The sequence below is a fragment of the Streptococcus sp. VTCC 12905 genome, assembly GCF_049893385.1.
Classification (GTDB): Bacteria; Bacillota; Bacilli; order Lactobacillales; family Streptococcaceae; genus Streptococcus; species Streptococcus suis_AA.
Genome location: NZ_JBMVJC010000001.1, coordinates 116,390 through 134,244, shown reverse-complemented (window position 1 = coordinate 134,244; position 17,855 = coordinate 116,390). Strand labels below are relative to the sequence as shown.

The following is a 17,855-nucleotide window of genomic DNA, read 5'->3' as shown; positions in this document are numbered from 1 at the left end:
AATACCTATCATAATGAAGACTTACCCTTCAAATTGACCTCTACCACTTCAATCTTCTCCCCACCAAGCAAAATCAAATGGCAGTCTACACGATTTATCTTGTAGGCTTTTTTCAATGCCTCGGCATAGAGTTGCATTTGAGCTTGGTAACGTTGGCTGAGTTGGCTTGGTTGGTCATATTTGTCTGTCTTGTAATCAAAGAGTACAATATGATCATCATATAGCAGGTAGCCATCGATAATCCCACGAAGGACAAATTGTTCCTGTGACAAAGAATCTGTCTGCAAACTTGCAAATGGAGCTTCTCGGTGAAGTTTGTCCGTATTTGCTAGAATTTCTCTTCCTAAGTCTGTATCAAAGAAATCCAAAATCATTTGAAGATTGATTTTATCTTTAATCGCTTGCTCAGCATGAACAGTTTCTAGAGCTTCTCTTACCGTATCTTCTGTCACCAACCAAGACAAATCCAAGCGTTGCATGAGTTCATGGACTGCAGAACCGACTTGGGCTCCAGTGATTTTTGGTTTCTTGGAGAAATCTGGTAAGTTGAAGGTCCGTTTTGGCTGGTATTTTTCCATGACTTCCATGCCTTCTTGTTCCAAGACAGGCTCATAGAGTTTCTTGATTTGACTTGGAGTCCGTAAACTTGGTAATTCTATAGCAGCCTTATAGCGTTCGTTCAACTCTTGGACAGAAGACAACTGGTCCAAGGCCTGGGCGATGTCTTCTGATTGACGAATATCTTTAAGGCTGGCATCTTCTAGCTTATTCTTCAATTTCAGTTTACCAATCTTCTCCTCCGTCAAATCCTCATCCGTTACAAAGACTTTCTTGAAGTGCAAGTCTTCTCCTGAGAAGGCCTCATCAATGGCTAGAATCCAGTCTTGGAAGGTCGCCATACTTTCACGAGTTGATAGGGCGAGAACGCCATCTTCCTTCTTACCATCGTATTTTTCAGCTAACTTGTCAGCATTGCCCTTTCCAACCAGATACAACTTCTTCTCGGCACGCGTTAGTGCAACATAAAGCAACCGCATTTGTTCTGAAAGATTGGCAATTTTTAGCTCTTGGAGATTATTTTGATAAGGAAGGGTGTTCATTAAGACTCGAACCTGGGGTAATGGGCTATTTACCTTATCTTTCATATCCGCTAAATATTGAATGCCTAGACCATTTTTCCGGCTGATGATGACTGACTGATAATGGTCTTCCAAGTTGAATCGCTTATCGATGTTCATGAGGAAGACATATTTAAACTCCAAACCTTTTGACTTGTGAATCGTCATAAGCTGTACAGCATTTTGCGGTAGAAACTCTTGTACATCTGCCAAGTCCTTGTCATTTGCTAAGGCACGGTCAATCATGGCGATGAAGCGAGACAAGCCCTTGTAGCCTGTTTTTTCAAACTGGTTGGCACGCAGACCTAGTGCATATAGATTGGTCTGACGCTTGCTGCCATTTGGGAGAGCACCGACATAGTCATAATAGAATTTTTCATTGAAAATCTTCCAGATCAAGTCATAAATAGAATGCAGCTTGGCATAGGCACGCCAGTTTTCCAAAATAGACAAGAAATCCGTGATTTTCTTCTTCAACTCTCTTGATATAAGTTCAGGATGTTGCCCACTTTCTTGCTGGGCTACTTCAATTTTTTGATAGAAGAATCCTGTCCCAGTCTGCAAGGAAATACGTGTCAGCTCATCCTCATCAAATCGGAACATAGGCGATTTAAGTAAGGCAACGAGGGCATAGTCATTGAGTGGGTTATTGATAACTCGCAAGGTATCCAGCATGATCATGACTTCTAAAGATTGCAGATAGGAGGCTGCTCCGCCATCTGCCACAATAGGAATCCCATGTTTTTCAAAAATGGACATAATGAGGTCATTTTGCGTCCGTTTTTGCACCAATAGAGTGATGTCCTTGAAGTCTGCTCCTTCTTCATTGTGAAGACGAATAATCTCTTTTGCAACGACCTCAATTTCACCAGCAGTCAGAGGTGTTTCCTCCTCAGCATCTATTGAAGAATTTGCGCTTTCCTGCTGGTCGTAAATGAAGTATTCCATCTCATGCTTTGGCTGGGCAATTTTTTGACCTGGACTACCTGCTACTAGACTGTGGGTGTCATCATACTTGATTTCCCCTACTTGGCGGTCCATCAGGCGCGTGAAAATAGCATTTGTTGCCTCCAAGACCTCAATCTGACTACGGAAGTTTTCCTTGAGCAAAATCAATTTTCCAGCCTGAGGATTTGCCTGATACAGTTCAAATTTCTCTTGGAAAATCATTGGATCCGCCTGACGGAATCGATAGATGGATTGCTTAATGTCGCCCACCATAAAGCGGTTGTGACCGTTAGACAGCAGGTCCAGCATTCGCTCTTGGCTATGGTTGTTATCCTGGTACTCGTCTACCATGACTTCGTGGTATTTTTCTTGGAAAAATTGGCGGATGTCCGCATTTTCTTCTAAAATACGAATAGCGAAATGCCCAATATCGCCAAATTCAAAGGCTGCTTCCTTGATTTTTACATTCAGGTAAGCCTGCGAAAAATCCAAGACAAAGTCACGTAATAATATCAGCAAGGGCACAGCTTGATCCTGATAATCTTTCAGCAGGGTCAATTCATAAACTTCCTGACCCAAATCTCGTAGTCCTGAGATAATCTGACTCTTGCCAGCATTGTATTCTTCTTTAAAGGCTATCAAATGCTCATCTTTTGGTCGATTGGCATTGGTCAGGCCCTTGCCTCTGGACTGATCATTGATGAGAAGGATTCTTTCAACCCGCTCCATCAACTGCTTGGATTCCAGTTGGTCTATACCGGTTAACAATTCGATTACATCTTCAACGCTTGAAAAATACTTGGCAGAACCAAAGTCATTTCTGCCCCATTCCACATGGTAGCGGAAGAAATCCGCAGCTTGATAGAGCTTCTCTAAAACTTTTTCCTTAAAGCCCTGCTCTAACATCTGCTCAATACGCTCTTGACTATACAAATCAGCTTGAACAGCTTGCTCTTTCAGCCATTTAGTTGGACTGCTCGTCGATTGGCTAAAATCATGCACCTGATAAACAACCTGACGAAAACCACTGTTATCCTTACGGTTGCCTGAAAAATTGCGAACCAGTTTGCGGAATGCCCCATTTTCATCCTGTTCAAGATAATCTGCAAAGAGCTGATCGAAAACCTCTTTTTTCAGACTCGCTTTTTCTGTCTCATCCTGTAAAATCCGAAACTGCGGAGAAATACCAAGGCTATAACCATAGGTTGTCACCAATTTCTGCGTAAAGGAGTCCATGGTCCCAATATCCGCCTTGGTCAAATCCGCCAACTGGGCAGACAAATGCCGTCGCAATTCCATATCCGTCGTCTTCGCAATGGTTTCATTGAGATTTTTTTCGATCCGCTCCTTCAATTCACCAGCCGCTTTGACTGTAAAGGTCGAGATAAAGAGCTGGTCAATCCCGACGCCACGCTTCAACTTATCCAAAATCCGTTGAACCATGACGAAGGTCTTTCCTGACCCAGCCGATGCAGAGACCAGAACATTCTGACCGTGTGTGTAGATGGCTTCAATCTGCTCAGGTGTGCGTTTTTGTTGCTTATCAGAATTGGCTTCCGCCACCTGCATAGCCTTGATTTCTTCAGCACTTAAAAATTCTTCAAAAGCCATTAGTCCTGACCTCCTTTCATTCGTTCCATCCAATCTTGACGCTTGGCCTCTTTGATCATCCGCCGCGCCATTCCCATGTGCCGATCCGCCTCAAAACCAGTGATTGCCTTCAGCTGCTCACCTGCCACCGAACGCCCATCTTTGGTATAAGGGTTAATAGCAAAGCGACCATCCAGGATGTCCATGGCAGCTTGTTTGTAGAGTTTTTGGTTGTGGTTCAATAAAACTACAAACTCATCTTCCGTATAGAGTTGGTTACGAGTCTGATAAAAATGATTGAGACCCAGACTTTCCTCCTTCAAGAAAAGTCCCTTGTAAACCAAGCTCGTATTGGCAGCTACTTCTAGCTGTTCTAAATTCTTCGTGTCTTTTAATTTAATAATCGGATCCTGCAAATGCAAATACATAGCTCCAAAAACAGGTTTATCCTTGGTTTCATCCAGCTCTTGTAAAGCTGCCAAGTAGGTCACCAACTGAGGTTTGAGACCATTGTAAAAATCACCGATTGAAAAGCTTTGGTCACTGGACTTGTAATCCACAACACCGACAGCCTGATTGATTTGCAAGGTATCCAAGCGGTCAATGGTACCATTTACATGCACACTCTTGCCATTTTGAAGGTCAAAAACTAACGCCTTATCCTGACGGAAACTCTTTTCCTGACCATCAATTTCAACCAAATCATTATCCCGCAAAATAGTCGCACTGGAGCGAGCAATCCTATCCAGCACCTCCTCCGTATAGCGAGCATCCGCATCCTGGTTATAAAACATAGCAAATTCTGCCTCGTCACGCGTACGCAGGATGGCCTTGTCCACTTTTTGATCAAAATCTAGCTCAGATTGGTCCATGACCACTCGTTCAAAAATCCGATGCAAGAACAAACCATGCTGAAAGGCAGTCGGATGGATGGATTCCTGTTCCCGCAGGCGAAGAACATTACGGACAAAGTAAAGATATTGGTTATTGTAGAAATTGGTCAAGCTGGATGCTGAAAGATTGAGCGGCTTATCCTCTGGATATAAAGCAGCCAAGGTTTCATTTGAAAGTTGTTTAGAAGTAATTTCGCCAGTAATGGCCGGAATTTCAATGCCTTGCGACTCCAATTTCTTCTTCAAATGGCGAACCAAGACTGTCCAGAAGGCCGTCTGCCCTTCCCATTCTTCATTATCAAGAGATGGTCTTTCCGACTCAATCAATCGGGATAAGAGACTCTTGTAGTGACCGATGTCTTGCGGACTAAGTCTTTTAATCCGACCACGTTCTTCGGATTTCAGCCCCATTTTTTGGAGAATTTTAATATAAGGGGAGAGACTATCTTCACCTTCGTTATAAATCTGAGGAGTAGAAATAACTAACTGTTCCGTCGCAGAATTAAGCAGAGACATCATAGCAGCATGGTTCTTCTTGATATTCTCTCGGCTGACCAAATCAAAACGTGAAGAACTAGCCGAAACAAGATTGACTTTTTCCATCTCTTCTTCTGTCAATAGACTGGTATTCTTAGCAACTTTTGGAAAATTAGACTGTCCCATCCCGATAGCATAAACATACTTTGCAGTGTGCGGCTCAATCAAATCATAGGATTTAACATTGACCACATCAACCGTTGCAGGAACGGTACGATAGTGACTGGCCTGCATACCAGCCTGTAAAATAGCCAGAAAATCATCTATTTTTAATTTTTCTTTTCCGAAAATCTGATAAAAATTCTCTAGAATATGGGTAAAACTTTTCCAGACCTGCTCTTCTTTTTCTTGCTCTACTTCACTCAAATTTCGAGACATTTTTTCCATATTTTTAGGAAGCTCAATTGCCTCCAAAAAGGCCATGAATTTTTCAAGCAAACTGGCACCTGATTGGGGACCTGCCTTAAACAGCTGGTTCAAAGGCTCCATAATTTTAGCACGTAGAGGTTCCAAGATATTCAAATCATAGACAAGCCTTTTCTCCTTGATGACTTCAGCATCATAGTCTGCTCTGCCATTGACCGAAAAAGCCCTCGAAAAAGCAGCCTGCCCCTTCATATCTGCAAAGAGGATGTAAGACTCAAATAGGTCCAGCTCCTTTTGGGAGATGCTGGCGTACAAACCAGATTTGAGGAGATTGAGCAGGTCTTCCGCACGGAAACGATAGCGACGTAAGCGTTCCAAGGACTCCACAAAATGGACCAAGGGATGATGACTCATCTCCTCTGCCTTGCCAAAATAGTAAGGAATATCATACTTGTCAAAAATCTTGCCAATCTGCAACTTATAGCTATCTACATCACCCAAGAGCAACAAGATGTCTTTATAGCGAGCACCTTGATGCACATGCTGACGAATTGCAGTCGCAACTTGCTCCACCTCTTCTTTTTGGTTAACAACCTCCCAGAGTTGTATTTTTTCTTGGTCTGCTGGAGTCAAGTCAAGCATGGTCCCGCTGTAGTCATAATAGGCTTCCATATTCTTTGAAAATTTACCGATACTGTCCAAGACTGGCTCTTGACCAATATAAGTAGCCTTAGTCTGGAACTGCGCTGATAACTGACGTAAAAAGTCAACGTTAGCTTGATAAACGTTCCCTTCCGCATAGGCGGCTTGCACAGCTTTCTTGCTGGCATATACACCAATCAGGATTTCCGACACCCGTTCATTTAAAGCACTTACTAAAGCTTCTTCTTCTGCCGAAAAACGAGAAAATCCGTCTACCACCAACACAATGTTCTTCAACTGCTCATCCAACTGACCAGTTTCCACCAAGCTAGTCAGCTGTGCTAACTTAGACTGATGCTCAAAGCCTTCTTTGGACAAAATGTCAGTTACAGCCAGAAAAATCTTTACCAAATCAGCCTGTTTATCTGGTGACTCCATGGCTTCCAAGTCCAGAATAGACATATTTGCCCGTTGCAATTCTTTGTATAAAGCAACTAGCTGGTTAATAAAACCAAAATCTGTCTGTAAACGACCATAGACTTTCAAGTCGTCATCATCAAATTGCGATAGAACACGAAAGAAAATCATAGCCAGACCAACATCATCCAGCGGTTGACCTGCTTCTTTCCTATCAATCATCAAATAGCGGGCCAATTGCCCAAAACGGGTCACGATAATATCAAAAGTTGCCTGTTCAGGCAGGTATTCCAAGACCTTTCGCTCCATCTCAAAGGATAGAGAGTTTGGAGCAATGTAAAAAACTCGCTTACCTACCTTAGCAAATTCTGCTGCGGTATCCGTTAAATACTGCGTCAGAGGATTTCGAATATCTGTATAGACCAATTCCATCTTTCGTTCTCATTCTTTCCTGAATATACTATGTCTAGTATATCAAAATCTAACAAAAAAATGGTCCAATGGACCATTTTTCGGAAAGATAAAACTATCTAACTACTCTTTTCTTGCTCTTTAGCTAAACGCTCGCGTTCCAATCGTAGCTTGCGATTGGGATTGAGCTTGTTAAAAAGTTCTTCTAATTTTTCAGCATTCCAAACATCGGCTGCCGAAACAAAATTCCCATTTTTATCCTTGAAGGATATCGGCTTATCACCCATAAAGACCTCCAATTTATTATTACTTATTCACAATCAACCGTCCCTAACGGAACAAAATTAGTAAATTAGCTAGCCAAGTTCCCCTAGGACTTGGCGTAGTTTGACTAGCAGTTAACTCCCAGTCAAACTGCTTACCTCACTTTCGAATTTTCGGGCTCGGGCTGAAAAAATCCCTGGCTTCCTCGCTTTTGAATTTTTAGGCTCGGGTTAAAACTGTCCCCCAGATATGGTCGCTTTCGTATTTCAAGGCGACCAGCTGATACAGTCTATCCCCAGACTGTATCAGTCCACAAACTCAAATTCAAATTTGCCAATACGGACGATATCCCCATCCTTGGCTCCACGCGCTCGAAGAGCTTCATCAACACCCATGCCACGTAACTGGCGAGCAAATTTCATGACTGACTCATCGCGATCGAAGTTCGTCATTGTAAAGAGTTTTTCCAACTTGTCACCAGATAGAATCCAACTTGCATCATCTGCACGACTGATCTCAAATTCTGGTTCATCAGGATGAAAGCCATAATATGCTTCTTCCTCTTGAAAGTCATCTTCATCATAAAGCAGGAACTCTGGTGTTTTTTCAAGTAATTCTGCTGTTGCTTCTAGTAGATTTTCCAGACCTTGATGAGCAATACCAGAAATTGGGAAAATCTGTGGCAATTCTTCAAACTCATCATAGTTGGCTGCTAATTTTTTCTTGAACTCTTCCAGATGTTCCTTTGCCTCTGGCATGTCCATCTTATTGGCAACAATAATTTGAGGGCGCTCCATTAAACGAAGATTATAAGTTTCCAACTCATTGTTGATAGCCACATAGTCATCATAAGGATCCCGACCTTCACTAGCGGACATATCCAAAACATGCAAGATAACACGTGTCCGCTCGATGTGACGCAGGAATTGCGTTCCCAATCCAACACCTTGACTAGCACCTTCAATCAAACCAGGTAAATCTGCCACTGCAAATGATTCGCCGGACTTGGTCCGCACCATTCCTAAGTTGGGAACAATGGTTGTAAAATGGTAGGCACCTATCTTAGGTTTAGCTGCTGTAATCACACTGAGGAGAGTTGACTTCCCGACAGATGGAAAACCAACTAGACCAACATCAGCAAGAACTTTTAATTCCAATTCAAGGTTCCGCTCCTCACCAGGTTCCCCATTTTCAGAGATCTCTGGTGCTGGGTTCTTAGGTGTCGCAAAACGAATATTTCCTCGACCACCACGACCACCGTGGGCAATAACGAATTCCTGCCCATTCTCAACCAAGTCTGTAATAATTTTTCCTGTATCAGCATCACGCACAGTTGTTCCTTGCGGTACACGAACAATTAAATCTTCCGCACCACGACCATGCATGCCCTTGGTCATCCCTTTTTCGCCATCGTCAGCCTTAAAGCGACGGTTATAACGGAAGTCCATTAGGGTACGCAAGCCTTCATCTACAACAAAGATAACATTCCCACCATGACCACCGTCACCGCCCCAAGGACCGCCATTTGGTACATACTTTTCACGACGGAAGGCAACCATCCCATCGCCTCCCTTACCTGCCTTGACCTTAATCTTAGCAGTATCTAAAAACATACTCATAAATAACCTATTCTTTTCTAGAAAAAAAGCTTAATAGCGTTTTATATCCTGTATTCACAAACAAAGTGCTAATAAATAAGAAACCATTTTTAAGGTATCAATGCCGTTTTTTTAAGAAATACTGACAGTATCTTGGAAAAACAAACGTTGAGTAGCTTAAAAACTAGCCTTAGATAGAAGAGCTGAACTATGAATACAGTTTCTTAATTCATCAATGCATTGATTGCTGGTAAAATCAAGCCTGCTAATGTCGCGACTACCATCACGACAACAATTACTAAAGTAACTATTTCAAATGTTGATTTCTTGTGTTTTTCTTCACCAAAAGCCATTGCTTTCTCCTTATTCAGTCATTGATAGTTTATTCTAACACATTATGGGAATGTTTTCAAATCTCATCCTTTGAAGAAAGGCTTTCTTTGACTTTGGCCGCCACCTTATAGGGAACACCTACATCTGCAATTTCTTGGACACTTGCCAATTGGATTTTTCCAATTGATTTGAAGTGTTTCATCAATGCCTGCTTTCGTTTTGGTCCCAAGCCATCAATACCATCCAATTTGGATGAGAAAGAATTTTTAGACCGGACCTGACGATGAAACTCAATGGCAAAGCGGTGAACCTCATCCTGAATCCGATGCAGGAGGAAAAATTCCTGTGAATTACGAGGCAACTCAACTACTTCCAACGGATTTCCAAAGAGCAATTCATGGGTTTGGTGCTGGTCATTCTTCTGCAAACCTGCAATTGGTATAGACATGCCTAACTCCTGCTCGATGACCTGCTTGGCAATGTTGACCTGCCCCTGACCACCGTCAATGATAATCAAATCAGGCGGTGTCAAACCGTCCCGCAGTACTCGACTGTACCGCCGCTGCAAAACTTCCCGCATGGAAGCATAATCATCTGGGCCTTCCACCGTCTTAATCTTATATTTGCGGTATTCTTTTTTATTAGGCACCCCATTTTCAAAGACCACCATAGCCGATACAGGGCTGGTTCCCATAATGTTGGAGTTATCGAAAGCCTCAATCCGCACAGGCGTCGGAATCCCCAAAAGTTGACCGATATTTTCTACAGCACCGTACGTCTTCTCCAGATTTTTCTCCAAAAGATTAAACTTCTGCTCCAGACTGACACGTGCATTCTTGGTTGCCAAATTGATGAGTTGCTTCTTCTCGCCACGCTGAGGCTTGATGACCTTAGTATCTACCAGTGCTTCTACGGCTTCTTGGTCAATATCCCGGGGTATCAAGACCTCTGACGGAATCAAATGTTGCTGGTCCCTGTAAAACTGACCGATGTAGGTCAAAAAGTCTTCATCCGCATCATTATAATATGGAAAAAGATTGACATTCCGCTCAATCAATTTCCCCTGACGAACAAAGAAAACCTGCACACACATCCATCCCTTGTCAACATAGTAACCAAAGACATCCCGATTCTGCAAATCATGAGCCATAACCCGTTGCTTGGTTCGCAGAGTTGAAATAGATTGAAGAATATCTCGATATTCCGCAGCTCTTTCAAATTCAAGATTAGTTGCAGCAACTTTCATTTTTTCTTGCACCTGTTTAACAATCTTATCATCGTGTCCTGTTAAGAATTGAGCAACTTCCTTACTCATCTTATCATAATCAGAAAGACTAGGCATCTTGTCCCCGTGGGCCAAACATTGGCCCAAGTGATAATACATACAGTACTTGTTCTCAGGCAATTTGCACTTGCGGAAAGGATACAGACGCTCCAATAGTTTGAGGGTCTGGTTAGCCGCACCCACATCTGGATAGGGACCAAAATACTGACCGCCATCCTTTTTAATCTGCCGTGTAATCATCAGACGTGGATGACGTTCTTTGGTAATTTTGATAAAGGGATAGGACTTGTCATCCTTTAACATGATGTTATAGCGAGGCTTGTTTTCCTGAATCAGATTGATTTCCAGTAAGAGCGCCTCGATATTGGAATCTGTTACGATAAATTCAAAATCGGCAATTTCAGATACTAAAGCTTCAGTCTTGGTATCATGAGCCCCACGAAAATAAGACCGCACCCGATTACGCAGGTTTTTGGCCTTACCAACATAAATAATCTTTCCGTACTTGTTTTTATGGAGGTAACAGCCAGGACTATCTGGAAGTAACTCTAACTTATGTTTAATGATTTCGTTCATAGATTAATTATATCAGAATTAAAAATAGTAAGTCTACTATTGATCATCAAACTGCTATATTCTCAAATTCTTTAAAACAGCTGTATAGTCACTACCTACAAAAAATAATTGATTTTGTATTAATAAAGTAGTATAATAACATTAAAAATATAAATATGTTAATTCTTTTACACTTCCAAAATGGCTTTACGATACATTGGTTTACTATTCGATGACTAAAAGAAAAGCCATTTTAAAGTTTGTAGAATAGGCAAGCCTAGGGAAATATGAGGAGAAAAATATGATACAATTTGACCACGTTACAAAAGCTTATGGCGAAACTCTTGCACTTGACGATCTTAATTTAAGGATTGAAAGTGGAGAGATTTTCGGTTTGATTGGACACAATGGTGCTGGTAAAACAACCACGATTAGTCTATTAACCTCTATTATTGAAGCCACTGAGGGGCTCATCTTAGTCGATCAGTTAAATTTAGCTGAACACCGCAATACCATAAAAAAACGTATCGCTTACGTTCCAGACTCTCCAGATATCTTTCTCCACCTAACTGCATATGAGTATTGGAATTTTATGGGTAAAGTCTACGAGGTTCCTCAGAATTTGATTGATGAACGAATCAGCAAATTAGGACAACTGTTCGATATGACAACTCGTCAGCACGAAACCATTGACAGTTTTTCTCATGGTATGCGGCAAAAGACAATTATCATTGGCGCGCTTATTTCCAATCCTGATATTTGGATATTGGATGAACCATTAACTGGACTGGATCCACAGGCTTCCTTTGATTTGAAACAGATGATGAAAGAACATGCAGCTGCTGGCAATACCGTCTTATTCTCAACACATGTATTGTCAGTTGCAGAACAATTATGTGACCGTATCGGAATTCTGCGAAAAGGCCGCTTGATTTTTCTTGGAAGCCTTGACGAATTGAAATCACAATATCCAGATAAAGATTTAGAAACAATTTATCTGGAATTAGCAGGACGCCAACAAGATAAGGCAGGTGAGGAAGTATGAAGAAGTCCATCATCTGGGAACTGATAAAAATTAATATTTTATATTCCAACCCACAACTGCTGGCCTCTGTCAAAAAGAAACAGAATAAAAAGAAAAATGCATCATTTTCAGCCTATAAAAGTATCCTACGGCAACAAATCTTTATGATGATCATGTTCGCTTTTATTTACACTGTTTTCTTTTTAGGCGTAGATTATTCAGAATCAGTTGGATTTTTCTCACTCCAACTTTCCATCTTTGCCATTATGTCGATTGTCTATGGATTCACTGGATTTTTCTCAGTGTTCTACGACAGTAAGGATACAAAATTATACCTCGCTTTGCCACTGCGTTCACAGGACGTATTCATCGCGAAAGTCTTGTCTGCACAAGGCATGGTTCTACCTTTCCTAATGCCCTGTCTTTCTCTTTTATCGATTACCTATTGGCAAATAGGCGGAGCTCCTGCACTCATTGCCGTTTTACCATCATTTATCCTATTGTGGCTGTTCATAAACATTATCAACTTGGTCCTTTTACATTTTATCGGTCAAGTATTGCGTAAAAGTTCACAAAAAACCATGATTTCAACAATCCTGATGACGGTGTCCACACTCATTGCGATTGGTGCAATGCTATTTCTTCAATCTCAACAAATTGTTTCATTAGAATCTAATGGGTTTGTCAACTTCCCAAAAATACCAATTTTTGTAGGATTTCATTACATCGTCAGCCAACCTTTATCACTAGGAACTGCCATCAACTTCCTACTACCGCTCGCAATCACACTTGGCTTAGCATACTATATCGTAAAAGAGATAATGCCTCACTATTTCGATCAGTTATTAGAAATTGATGCCGTTTCTGGCCAAACCCGCAAGAAAAAAACCGCAAAACTACCAAGCAATTTACAAAAAACCTTGGTAAAACACCATCTATCTACACTGAAAGATAGCAACCTGTTGGTTCAAAGTTTTGTCCAGCCTGTTGTGATTGGTTTTGCATTGTATCCGAGTGTCTCACGATTTGCTAATGACGGAGGATTGAGTACAATATCACCTGATTATTTTGGCATTGCTATGTTAGTCGGTATCCTATTAGGAAATATGTTTGCTGGTCCAACAACATTTTTAGGAGTTGCGATGTCCCTAGAGAAGGAAAATTATCATTTTATCCGTACATTACCTCTCTCCTTTAAACAATTTACTATTCAAAAATTTAAAGTCATTGCATTTGTACAATTCCTACTTCCAACTATTTTATACTTCACCTTAGCCTTTGTGCTATTTAAAGTTCACCTTCTTTTATCCATTTTCTTTACAATAGGGCTTCTACTTTCTGCCCTATTGGTTGGCCAGATTTACTATTGGCGCGATCAACGACTGTTAGTTCTCAATTGGCAAAATAGCAATCAATTATTTGGCCGTGGAAGTGGGCAATGGTTGATAGCTGGAAGCATACTCTTGACCATGATGGTTGGTGCTATATTAGTCACCATCAGCATTTTCGTCGCAAATGCCTATAATGCTGTTTATGTTAGTGCAGCTCTACTAACCCTTATTTTGGTTTCAGCAACCTTACTCCAAGTATTTCTTCACAAGGCATATTGGAGCAAACTACCGCAATAAGAAAGACAAAATAGATTAAAAAAACGACACAGCATGTTCAGACTGTGTCGTTTTGAATTGTTTTTATTCTTGTTCTGCGTAGTATTCTTGACCATAGCCTGCAACTTCAGCATTCACTTGCCATGAAATACCAAATTTATCCGTTACATTACCATAGGCTGGTGACCATGGAACTGCTTGAAGTTCCATATTAATCGCTTTAGCATCTTGTGATAATTTGTCATAGAAATCCTTGGCAGTTTCTGCGTCATCGGTAATCAAGGCAACCGTAATGTTATCGCCTGCTGTATAAGGCATTTCTGGGCTGTTGTCTGATAACATGAATCGTTGACCGCTAGACAAACGGAACTGAGCATTCATAACATAATTTTCCAATTCTGCAGGGCAATCTGGCAAGAAATCTTTAAATAAATTCACTTGTTCGATAGATGCACCGAGTGCTTCTTTCTAAAACTCAATAGCTTCCAAACCATTACCATTTGTTACCAAATATACTTCCATTGCTTTAAGCATGATGGACCTCCAACTGTTTGATGATTCATTATAACACGAGTGAATCATACGGACAAATCGTTCGTTTCAGTCTTAAAATTTTTATTTTGATAAGTTTATTCTTGGTAATCGCCACCAGGAACACCATAATATTCTTCTAAAGTTAAACCAGAATGATAAATATCCGTTGCTTCTTGACCAATGTAGCGAACATGCCACGCTTCTGCAATATAGCCAGTACTACTTTCCTTTCCTGGTTGGTAGCGTACTATAAATCCGTACAAATGCGCGTTTTCTGCTAGCCATTTTGAAGCTGTAGGTTCTTCTAACAAATTACCTGCAGAATCCAACAAATCAAATGCTAAACCAGTTTGGTGCTCACTATAGCCTGGTCGAGCAGAATAAGTGTCTGCTGCAGCCTGCCCTTCTTGATTGACATAGGATTGGTAAAGTGTGGCCTGGGTTTCATATGACCGGAAGCCACTGTAATTATTTGAAACATCAAATCCTTTCGCTTGCATGTCTGCAACTAATTGTTGAAAAGCAGCCAGAGCTTCTGGATTTTCCCCTGGTGCATAGTCTTTCGCAAGAGGGTGTTTCTTATTGGCAATAACTACTTCACCATATTTCCCTTGAACACTATAATAAGAACCATTGAAGGTTGCTTTTGAGGATGTTCCTGTTTCCGAACTACTAGAAGAAGATTCAATCGTTTCTTCTCCCGTTGAAGAGCTCTGAGCGGAGCTACTATTTGTCTGAGTTTTAGCCTTAGTAATTTCAATTGAAGTTGAGGAGCTTGCTTGTGTAGAATTATTCTGCTGGCTACAACCAGCTAATACTAAACAACACACCATTCCGAACATGTATTTTTTCATTTTTTTATCACACAACTTTCATTCATTGCTTACATTGTAACAAAAATAAGGAATAAATTCTAATATTTGTGATAATCAATCGTTTCGATACAATTATACAAAGCTTTCTGTTTGTTCAGATAAGGAAAGTAAATTTGTAACAAACTTTTGAGTGAGATCATGATTTTCCCTCAAATCTCTTATCCGTTGTACATCTAGCTTTCTCCTAAGAAAAGTATATGTCACTTTCAGAAAAAAGCTGGGAAATTATCATAATATGACAGTAATTATTGTTTAGTTAAAACCAACAATTATTTTTGTAAATATTTCAATACTATTTTGAATATATTCTAGATTGACTACTACCTCAAACCACCTGACATTAGATTATACAAATTTTATATTGGATTTTTGTAAATTTCTAAAGTCCCTATTTCTAGATTCCGTTCAGCTAACTTTAATTTACAAAATAGTAATATCAAATGATTTAATACTAGTTTGACCTGGTTCTACAAATGTAACCCCCTGCTTCTCTTCCAATATATCTGATTCCTCTAATGATGTTGATAATCCACTCCATGGCTCTAAGGCTATAAATGGACTTTGATTAGTGGTGGACCAAATAATTAAATGTGGAAAATCTTTAAAATCCACCTTAATTCCCTTATTACTTTTTTTAGACTTCAAACTGACACTACGTGACTTTAGTTGATCTAGGGTAATAGCATCGTGTGAAAACAAAGAATAATCCAAATCTAATTTATTTTGATTTTCAAGAAAAGGGGTTCTATCTTGTAAATCAAGTAATCCAGTATTTGGAAAACTCTTTGGAATGCTACATGTTTCATATTCAGAAAATTCTAAATAATAATCTTCGTATTTCTCGTTATCTTCTAAAGGGCAATTAAATCCTGGGTGACCTCCAATAAAGTAAGGAATTGAACGTTCAATTTCACTGCTTATCACCTGATATTCCGTTGTTATCGTTGAACCATGTAATTTATATATAATATTCAACACAAAATGAAAAGGATATTCTTTAAGTGTTTTTTCATTAGCCTTAAAACTAAAGGACACTGTGCTGTCATCTATCTTACAATAATCAAAATTTTCCTTTCTAACTAATCCATGTCGTGGAATAATTCCAGTAAAATGAGGTTTTTCTGCTGGTCCATATATTGCCCAATCATTCCTCAAACTTCCACAAATCGGAAATAAAACTGGCGCTTGTCCACTCCAATATTCTGGATTACCTTGCCAAAGGTATTCAACTCCATCTTTATCTTTAATAGAAGATAAAGCACCACCAAACTCCGAAAACTGTACCGTTAACTGTTCATTTTTTAATTCAATAACCATATTTTTCACTCCGTTAAACAAAACAAGAGCGTCAGTATTAAACCCACGCTCTTATCTTGCGTTAGAAATTTTTAAGAAGAATACTATCTATTCAATAACCTGAGTTTCTGCTACTTGTTTATACCAGTAGGCTGATTTTTTCGGATAACGTTCCTGTGTTTCAAAATCTACATAGAAGAGACCATATCGTTTTTCGTAACCATTTGACCACGAGAAGACATCCATCAAGGACCAAATAAAGTATCCTTTAACATTTGCCCCATCCGCAATGGCATCTGAAATGACTTCTAAGTGTTTCTTCACGTAGTCAATGCGTGCATCGTCATACACCGTGTTATCGACAAATTCATCTTTATATCCCAAACCATTTTCAGTGATATAAATTTTCTTATAATTTGGATAGTCTCTTTTTACTCGCATAATTTGATCATACAAACCTTGCGGATAAATAATCCAGTCCCAATCAGTCTTAGGGACATCAACTGGTGCCACACGGCGTCCAACACCTTTAATTTGGTACTTAGAACTTCCTTTTTCACCTTTACCGTTATGGATAATTTCTGTTGGCCCATCAAAGGCTTGCATCCAATCACTCATGTAATAGTTAATACCAAGGAAATCATTCAAATCTTTTGCAGCTTCAAGTACTTCAAAATCTTCCTCACGAAGATCTAGTGTCCCCCCATTAAGTGCAAGAATATGATTAACACCTTCCATCGTTTTCTCTGAATAACCACCTAGATAAGTTGCATCAAGAATGAATTTATTATGGATAATATCTTCAAGTTCTGCTGCTCTAACATCATCAGGATTGTTTTTATCAAACGGATATTTTGTTGGAAGAGCATGAACCACACCAATCTCGCCCTTGTAACCACCATCTTTAAACAGTTTAACAGCACGAGCATGAGAAACCATCATGTTATGGTGTGATTGAAAGACTTTTGCAAGATCGTATTTAATCCCTGGAGGAAATTTCCCTACAAGATATTGTCCATCACCAATTGGTCCAATCTCATTGAAAGTAGTCCAATAATTAACTTCTGTAAATTCTTTGAAGCAAAATTCTGCATAGTTAACAAAGTGATCAATATTTGTACGATTTAAGAAATCGCCATTTGAATGTAATGCTTCAGGAGTATCAAAGTGGTGAAGTGTTACAAAAGGTTCAACGCCCCGCTTATGACACTCTGCAAAAAGGTCATGATAAAATTTCACTCCTTTTTCATTGACTAGTCCAAATCCTGTTGGGAAAATACGGGACCAAGCGATTGAAATACGGATTCCATTAACACCAAATTCTTCAGCTAACTTCAAGTCAACAGGATAGCGATTATAGAAATCACTTGCTGGCTCAGCGGTATACCAGTAATTATCTTCTAGGTATTTGTCCCAAGCAACTGGACCTTTACCGTCTGTTTTAGTAGCACCTTCAGCTTGATATGCTGCTGTTGCACCACCGAAAATAAAATCTTTAGGTAATGTTTTTGACATTTGTTTTTCCTCTTCATCTAAAAAGGGAAGTTGAGTTCCCCCAACCT

The 17,855-nt window shown here is 40.0% G+C and carries 11 protein-coding genes and 1 pseudogene; 2 read left to right on the top strand and 10 right to left on the bottom strand.

Annotation, left to right across the window (positions count from 1 at the left end; genetic code table 11):
• Positions 1-8: 8 nt before the first annotated feature.
• The 6 genes from addA to uvrC all read right to left on the bottom strand — a co-directional run bounded on the left by addA (position 9) and on the right by uvrC (position 10,978).
• Entirely contained in the window at positions 9-3,677 is a 3,669-nt protein-coding gene (gene addA, locus ACPC58_RS00690; protein WP_434064941.1) for a helicase-exonuclease AddAB subunit AddA, read from the bottom strand.
• Positions 3,677-6,943, bottom strand: a complete 3,267-nt coding sequence (gene rexB, locus ACPC58_RS00685; protein ID WP_434064940.1) for an ATP-dependent nuclease subunit B — start codon at positions 6,941-6,943, stop codon at positions 3,677-3,679. Before rexB ends, addA begins: the two co-directional genes overlap by 1 nt.
• 98 nt (positions 6,944-7,041) lie before the next feature.
• Entirely contained in the window at positions 7,042-7,209 is a 168-nt protein-coding gene (locus ACPC58_RS00680) for a hypothetical protein (protein WP_024392259.1), read from the bottom strand.
• Between the two features lie 282 nt (positions 7,210-7,491).
• Positions 7,492-8,805: a GTPase ObgE gene (gene obgE, locus ACPC58_RS00675; protein WP_174846018.1), complete on the bottom strand. Its 1,314-nt coding sequence runs from the start codon at positions 8,803-8,805 to the stop codon at positions 7,492-7,494.
• 203 nt (positions 8,806-9,008) lie between these two features.
• Positions 9,009-9,137: a DUF4044 domain-containing protein gene (locus ACPC58_RS00670; RefSeq protein WP_024397062.1), complete on the bottom strand. Its 129-nt coding sequence runs from the start codon at positions 9,135-9,137 to the stop codon at positions 9,009-9,011.
• 56 nt (positions 9,138-9,193) lie between these two features.
• Complete coding sequence (uvrC, locus tag ACPC58_RS00665; protein ID WP_434064939.1) at positions 9,194-10,978, bottom strand: excinuclease ABC subunit UvrC; 1,785 nt, start codon at positions 10,976-10,978, stop codon at positions 9,194-9,196.
• A gap of 280 nt (positions 10,979-11,258) precedes the next feature.
• Between uvrC and ACPC58_RS00660 the strand changes: the two genes are divergently transcribed.
• Together ACPC58_RS00660 and ACPC58_RS00655 are read left to right on the top strand one after the other, a co-directional pair.
• On the top strand, positions 11,259-12,002 hold the full coding sequence (locus ACPC58_RS00660; RefSeq protein WP_434064938.1) for an ABC transporter ATP-binding protein: 744 nt from the start codon (positions 11,259-11,261) through the stop codon (positions 12,000-12,002).
• Positions 11,999-13,609, top strand: coding sequence for a permease (locus tag ACPC58_RS00655; RefSeq protein ID WP_434064937.1), 1,611 nt, complete (start codon positions 11,999-12,001; stop codon positions 13,607-13,609). The genes ACPC58_RS00660 and ACPC58_RS00655 overlap by 4 nt, the downstream gene beginning before the upstream one ends.
• A gap of 63 nt (positions 13,610-13,672) precedes the next feature.
• Here ACPC58_RS00655 and ACPC58_RS00650 read toward each other — a convergent pair.
• The 4 genes and pseudogenes from ACPC58_RS00650 to lacG form a co-directional block, all read right to left on the bottom strand.
• A pseudogene (locus tag ACPC58_RS00650) lies at positions 13,673-14,122 on the bottom strand (VOC family protein).
• Between the two features lie 95 nt (positions 14,123-14,217).
• Positions 14,218-14,976: an LD-carboxypeptidase LdcB/DacB gene (gene ldcB / locus ACPC58_RS00645; protein ID WP_254451577.1), complete on the bottom strand. Its 759-nt coding sequence runs from the start codon at positions 14,974-14,976 to the stop codon at positions 14,218-14,220.
• Positions 14,977-15,417: 441 nt separating this feature from the next.
• The gene (locus tag ACPC58_RS00640; protein ID WP_434064936.1) at positions 15,418-16,314 is read right to left on the bottom strand and encodes an aldose 1-epimerase family protein; all 897 of its coding nucleotides are present in this window, start codon (positions 16,312-16,314) and stop codon (positions 15,418-15,420) included.
• 87 nt (positions 16,315-16,401) lie between these two features.
• Positions 16,402-17,808: a 6-phospho-beta-galactosidase gene (gene lacG, locus ACPC58_RS00635; RefSeq protein WP_434064935.1), complete on the bottom strand. Its 1,407-nt coding sequence runs from the start codon at positions 17,806-17,808 to the stop codon at positions 16,402-16,404.
• Between the last annotated feature and the right edge of the window lie 47 nt (positions 17,809-17,855).

What these genes read in the sequence shown, in the direction of transcription:
- addA (WP_434064941.1), bottom strand. Translation starts at nt 3,677, where the DNA reads ATGGCTTTTGAAGAATTTTTAAGTGCTGAAGAAATCAAGGCTATGCAG.
- rexB (WP_434064940.1), bottom strand. Translation starts at nt 6,943, where the DNA reads ATGGAATTGGTCTATACAGATATTCGAAATCCTCTGACGCAGTATTTA.
- ACPC58_RS00680 (WP_024392259.1), bottom strand. Translation starts at nt 7,209, where the DNA reads ATGGGTGATAAGCCGATATCCTTCAAGGATAAAAATGGGAATTTTGTT.
- obgE (WP_174846018.1), bottom strand. Translation starts at nt 8,805, where the DNA reads ATGAGTATGTTTTTAGATACTGCTAAGATTAAGGTCAAGGCAGGTAAG.
- ACPC58_RS00670 (WP_024397062.1), bottom strand. Translation starts at nt 9,137, where the DNA reads ATGGCTTTTGGTGAAGAAAAACACAAGAAATCAACATTTGAAATAGTT.
- uvrC (WP_434064939.1), bottom strand. Translation starts at nt 10,978, where the DNA reads ATGAACGAAATCATTAAACATAAGTTAGAGTTACTTCCAGATAGTCCT.
- ACPC58_RS00660 (WP_434064938.1), top strand. Translation starts at nt 11,259, where the DNA reads ATGATACAATTTGACCACGTTACAAAAGCTTATGGCGAAACTCTTGCA.
- ACPC58_RS00655 (WP_434064937.1), top strand. Translation starts at nt 11,999, where the DNA reads ATGAAGAAGTCCATCATCTGGGAACTGATAAAAATTAATATTTTATAT.
- ldcB (WP_254451577.1), bottom strand. Translation starts at nt 14,976, where the DNA reads ATGAAAAAATACATGTTCGGAATGGTGTGTTGTTTAGTATTAGCTGGT.
- ACPC58_RS00640 (WP_434064936.1), bottom strand. Translation starts at nt 16,314, where the DNA reads ATGGTTATTGAATTAAAAAATGAACAGTTAACGGTACAGTTTTCGGAG.
- lacG (WP_434064935.1), bottom strand. Translation starts at nt 17,808, where the DNA reads ATGTCAAAAACATTACCTAAAGATTTTATTTTCGGTGGTGCAACAGCA.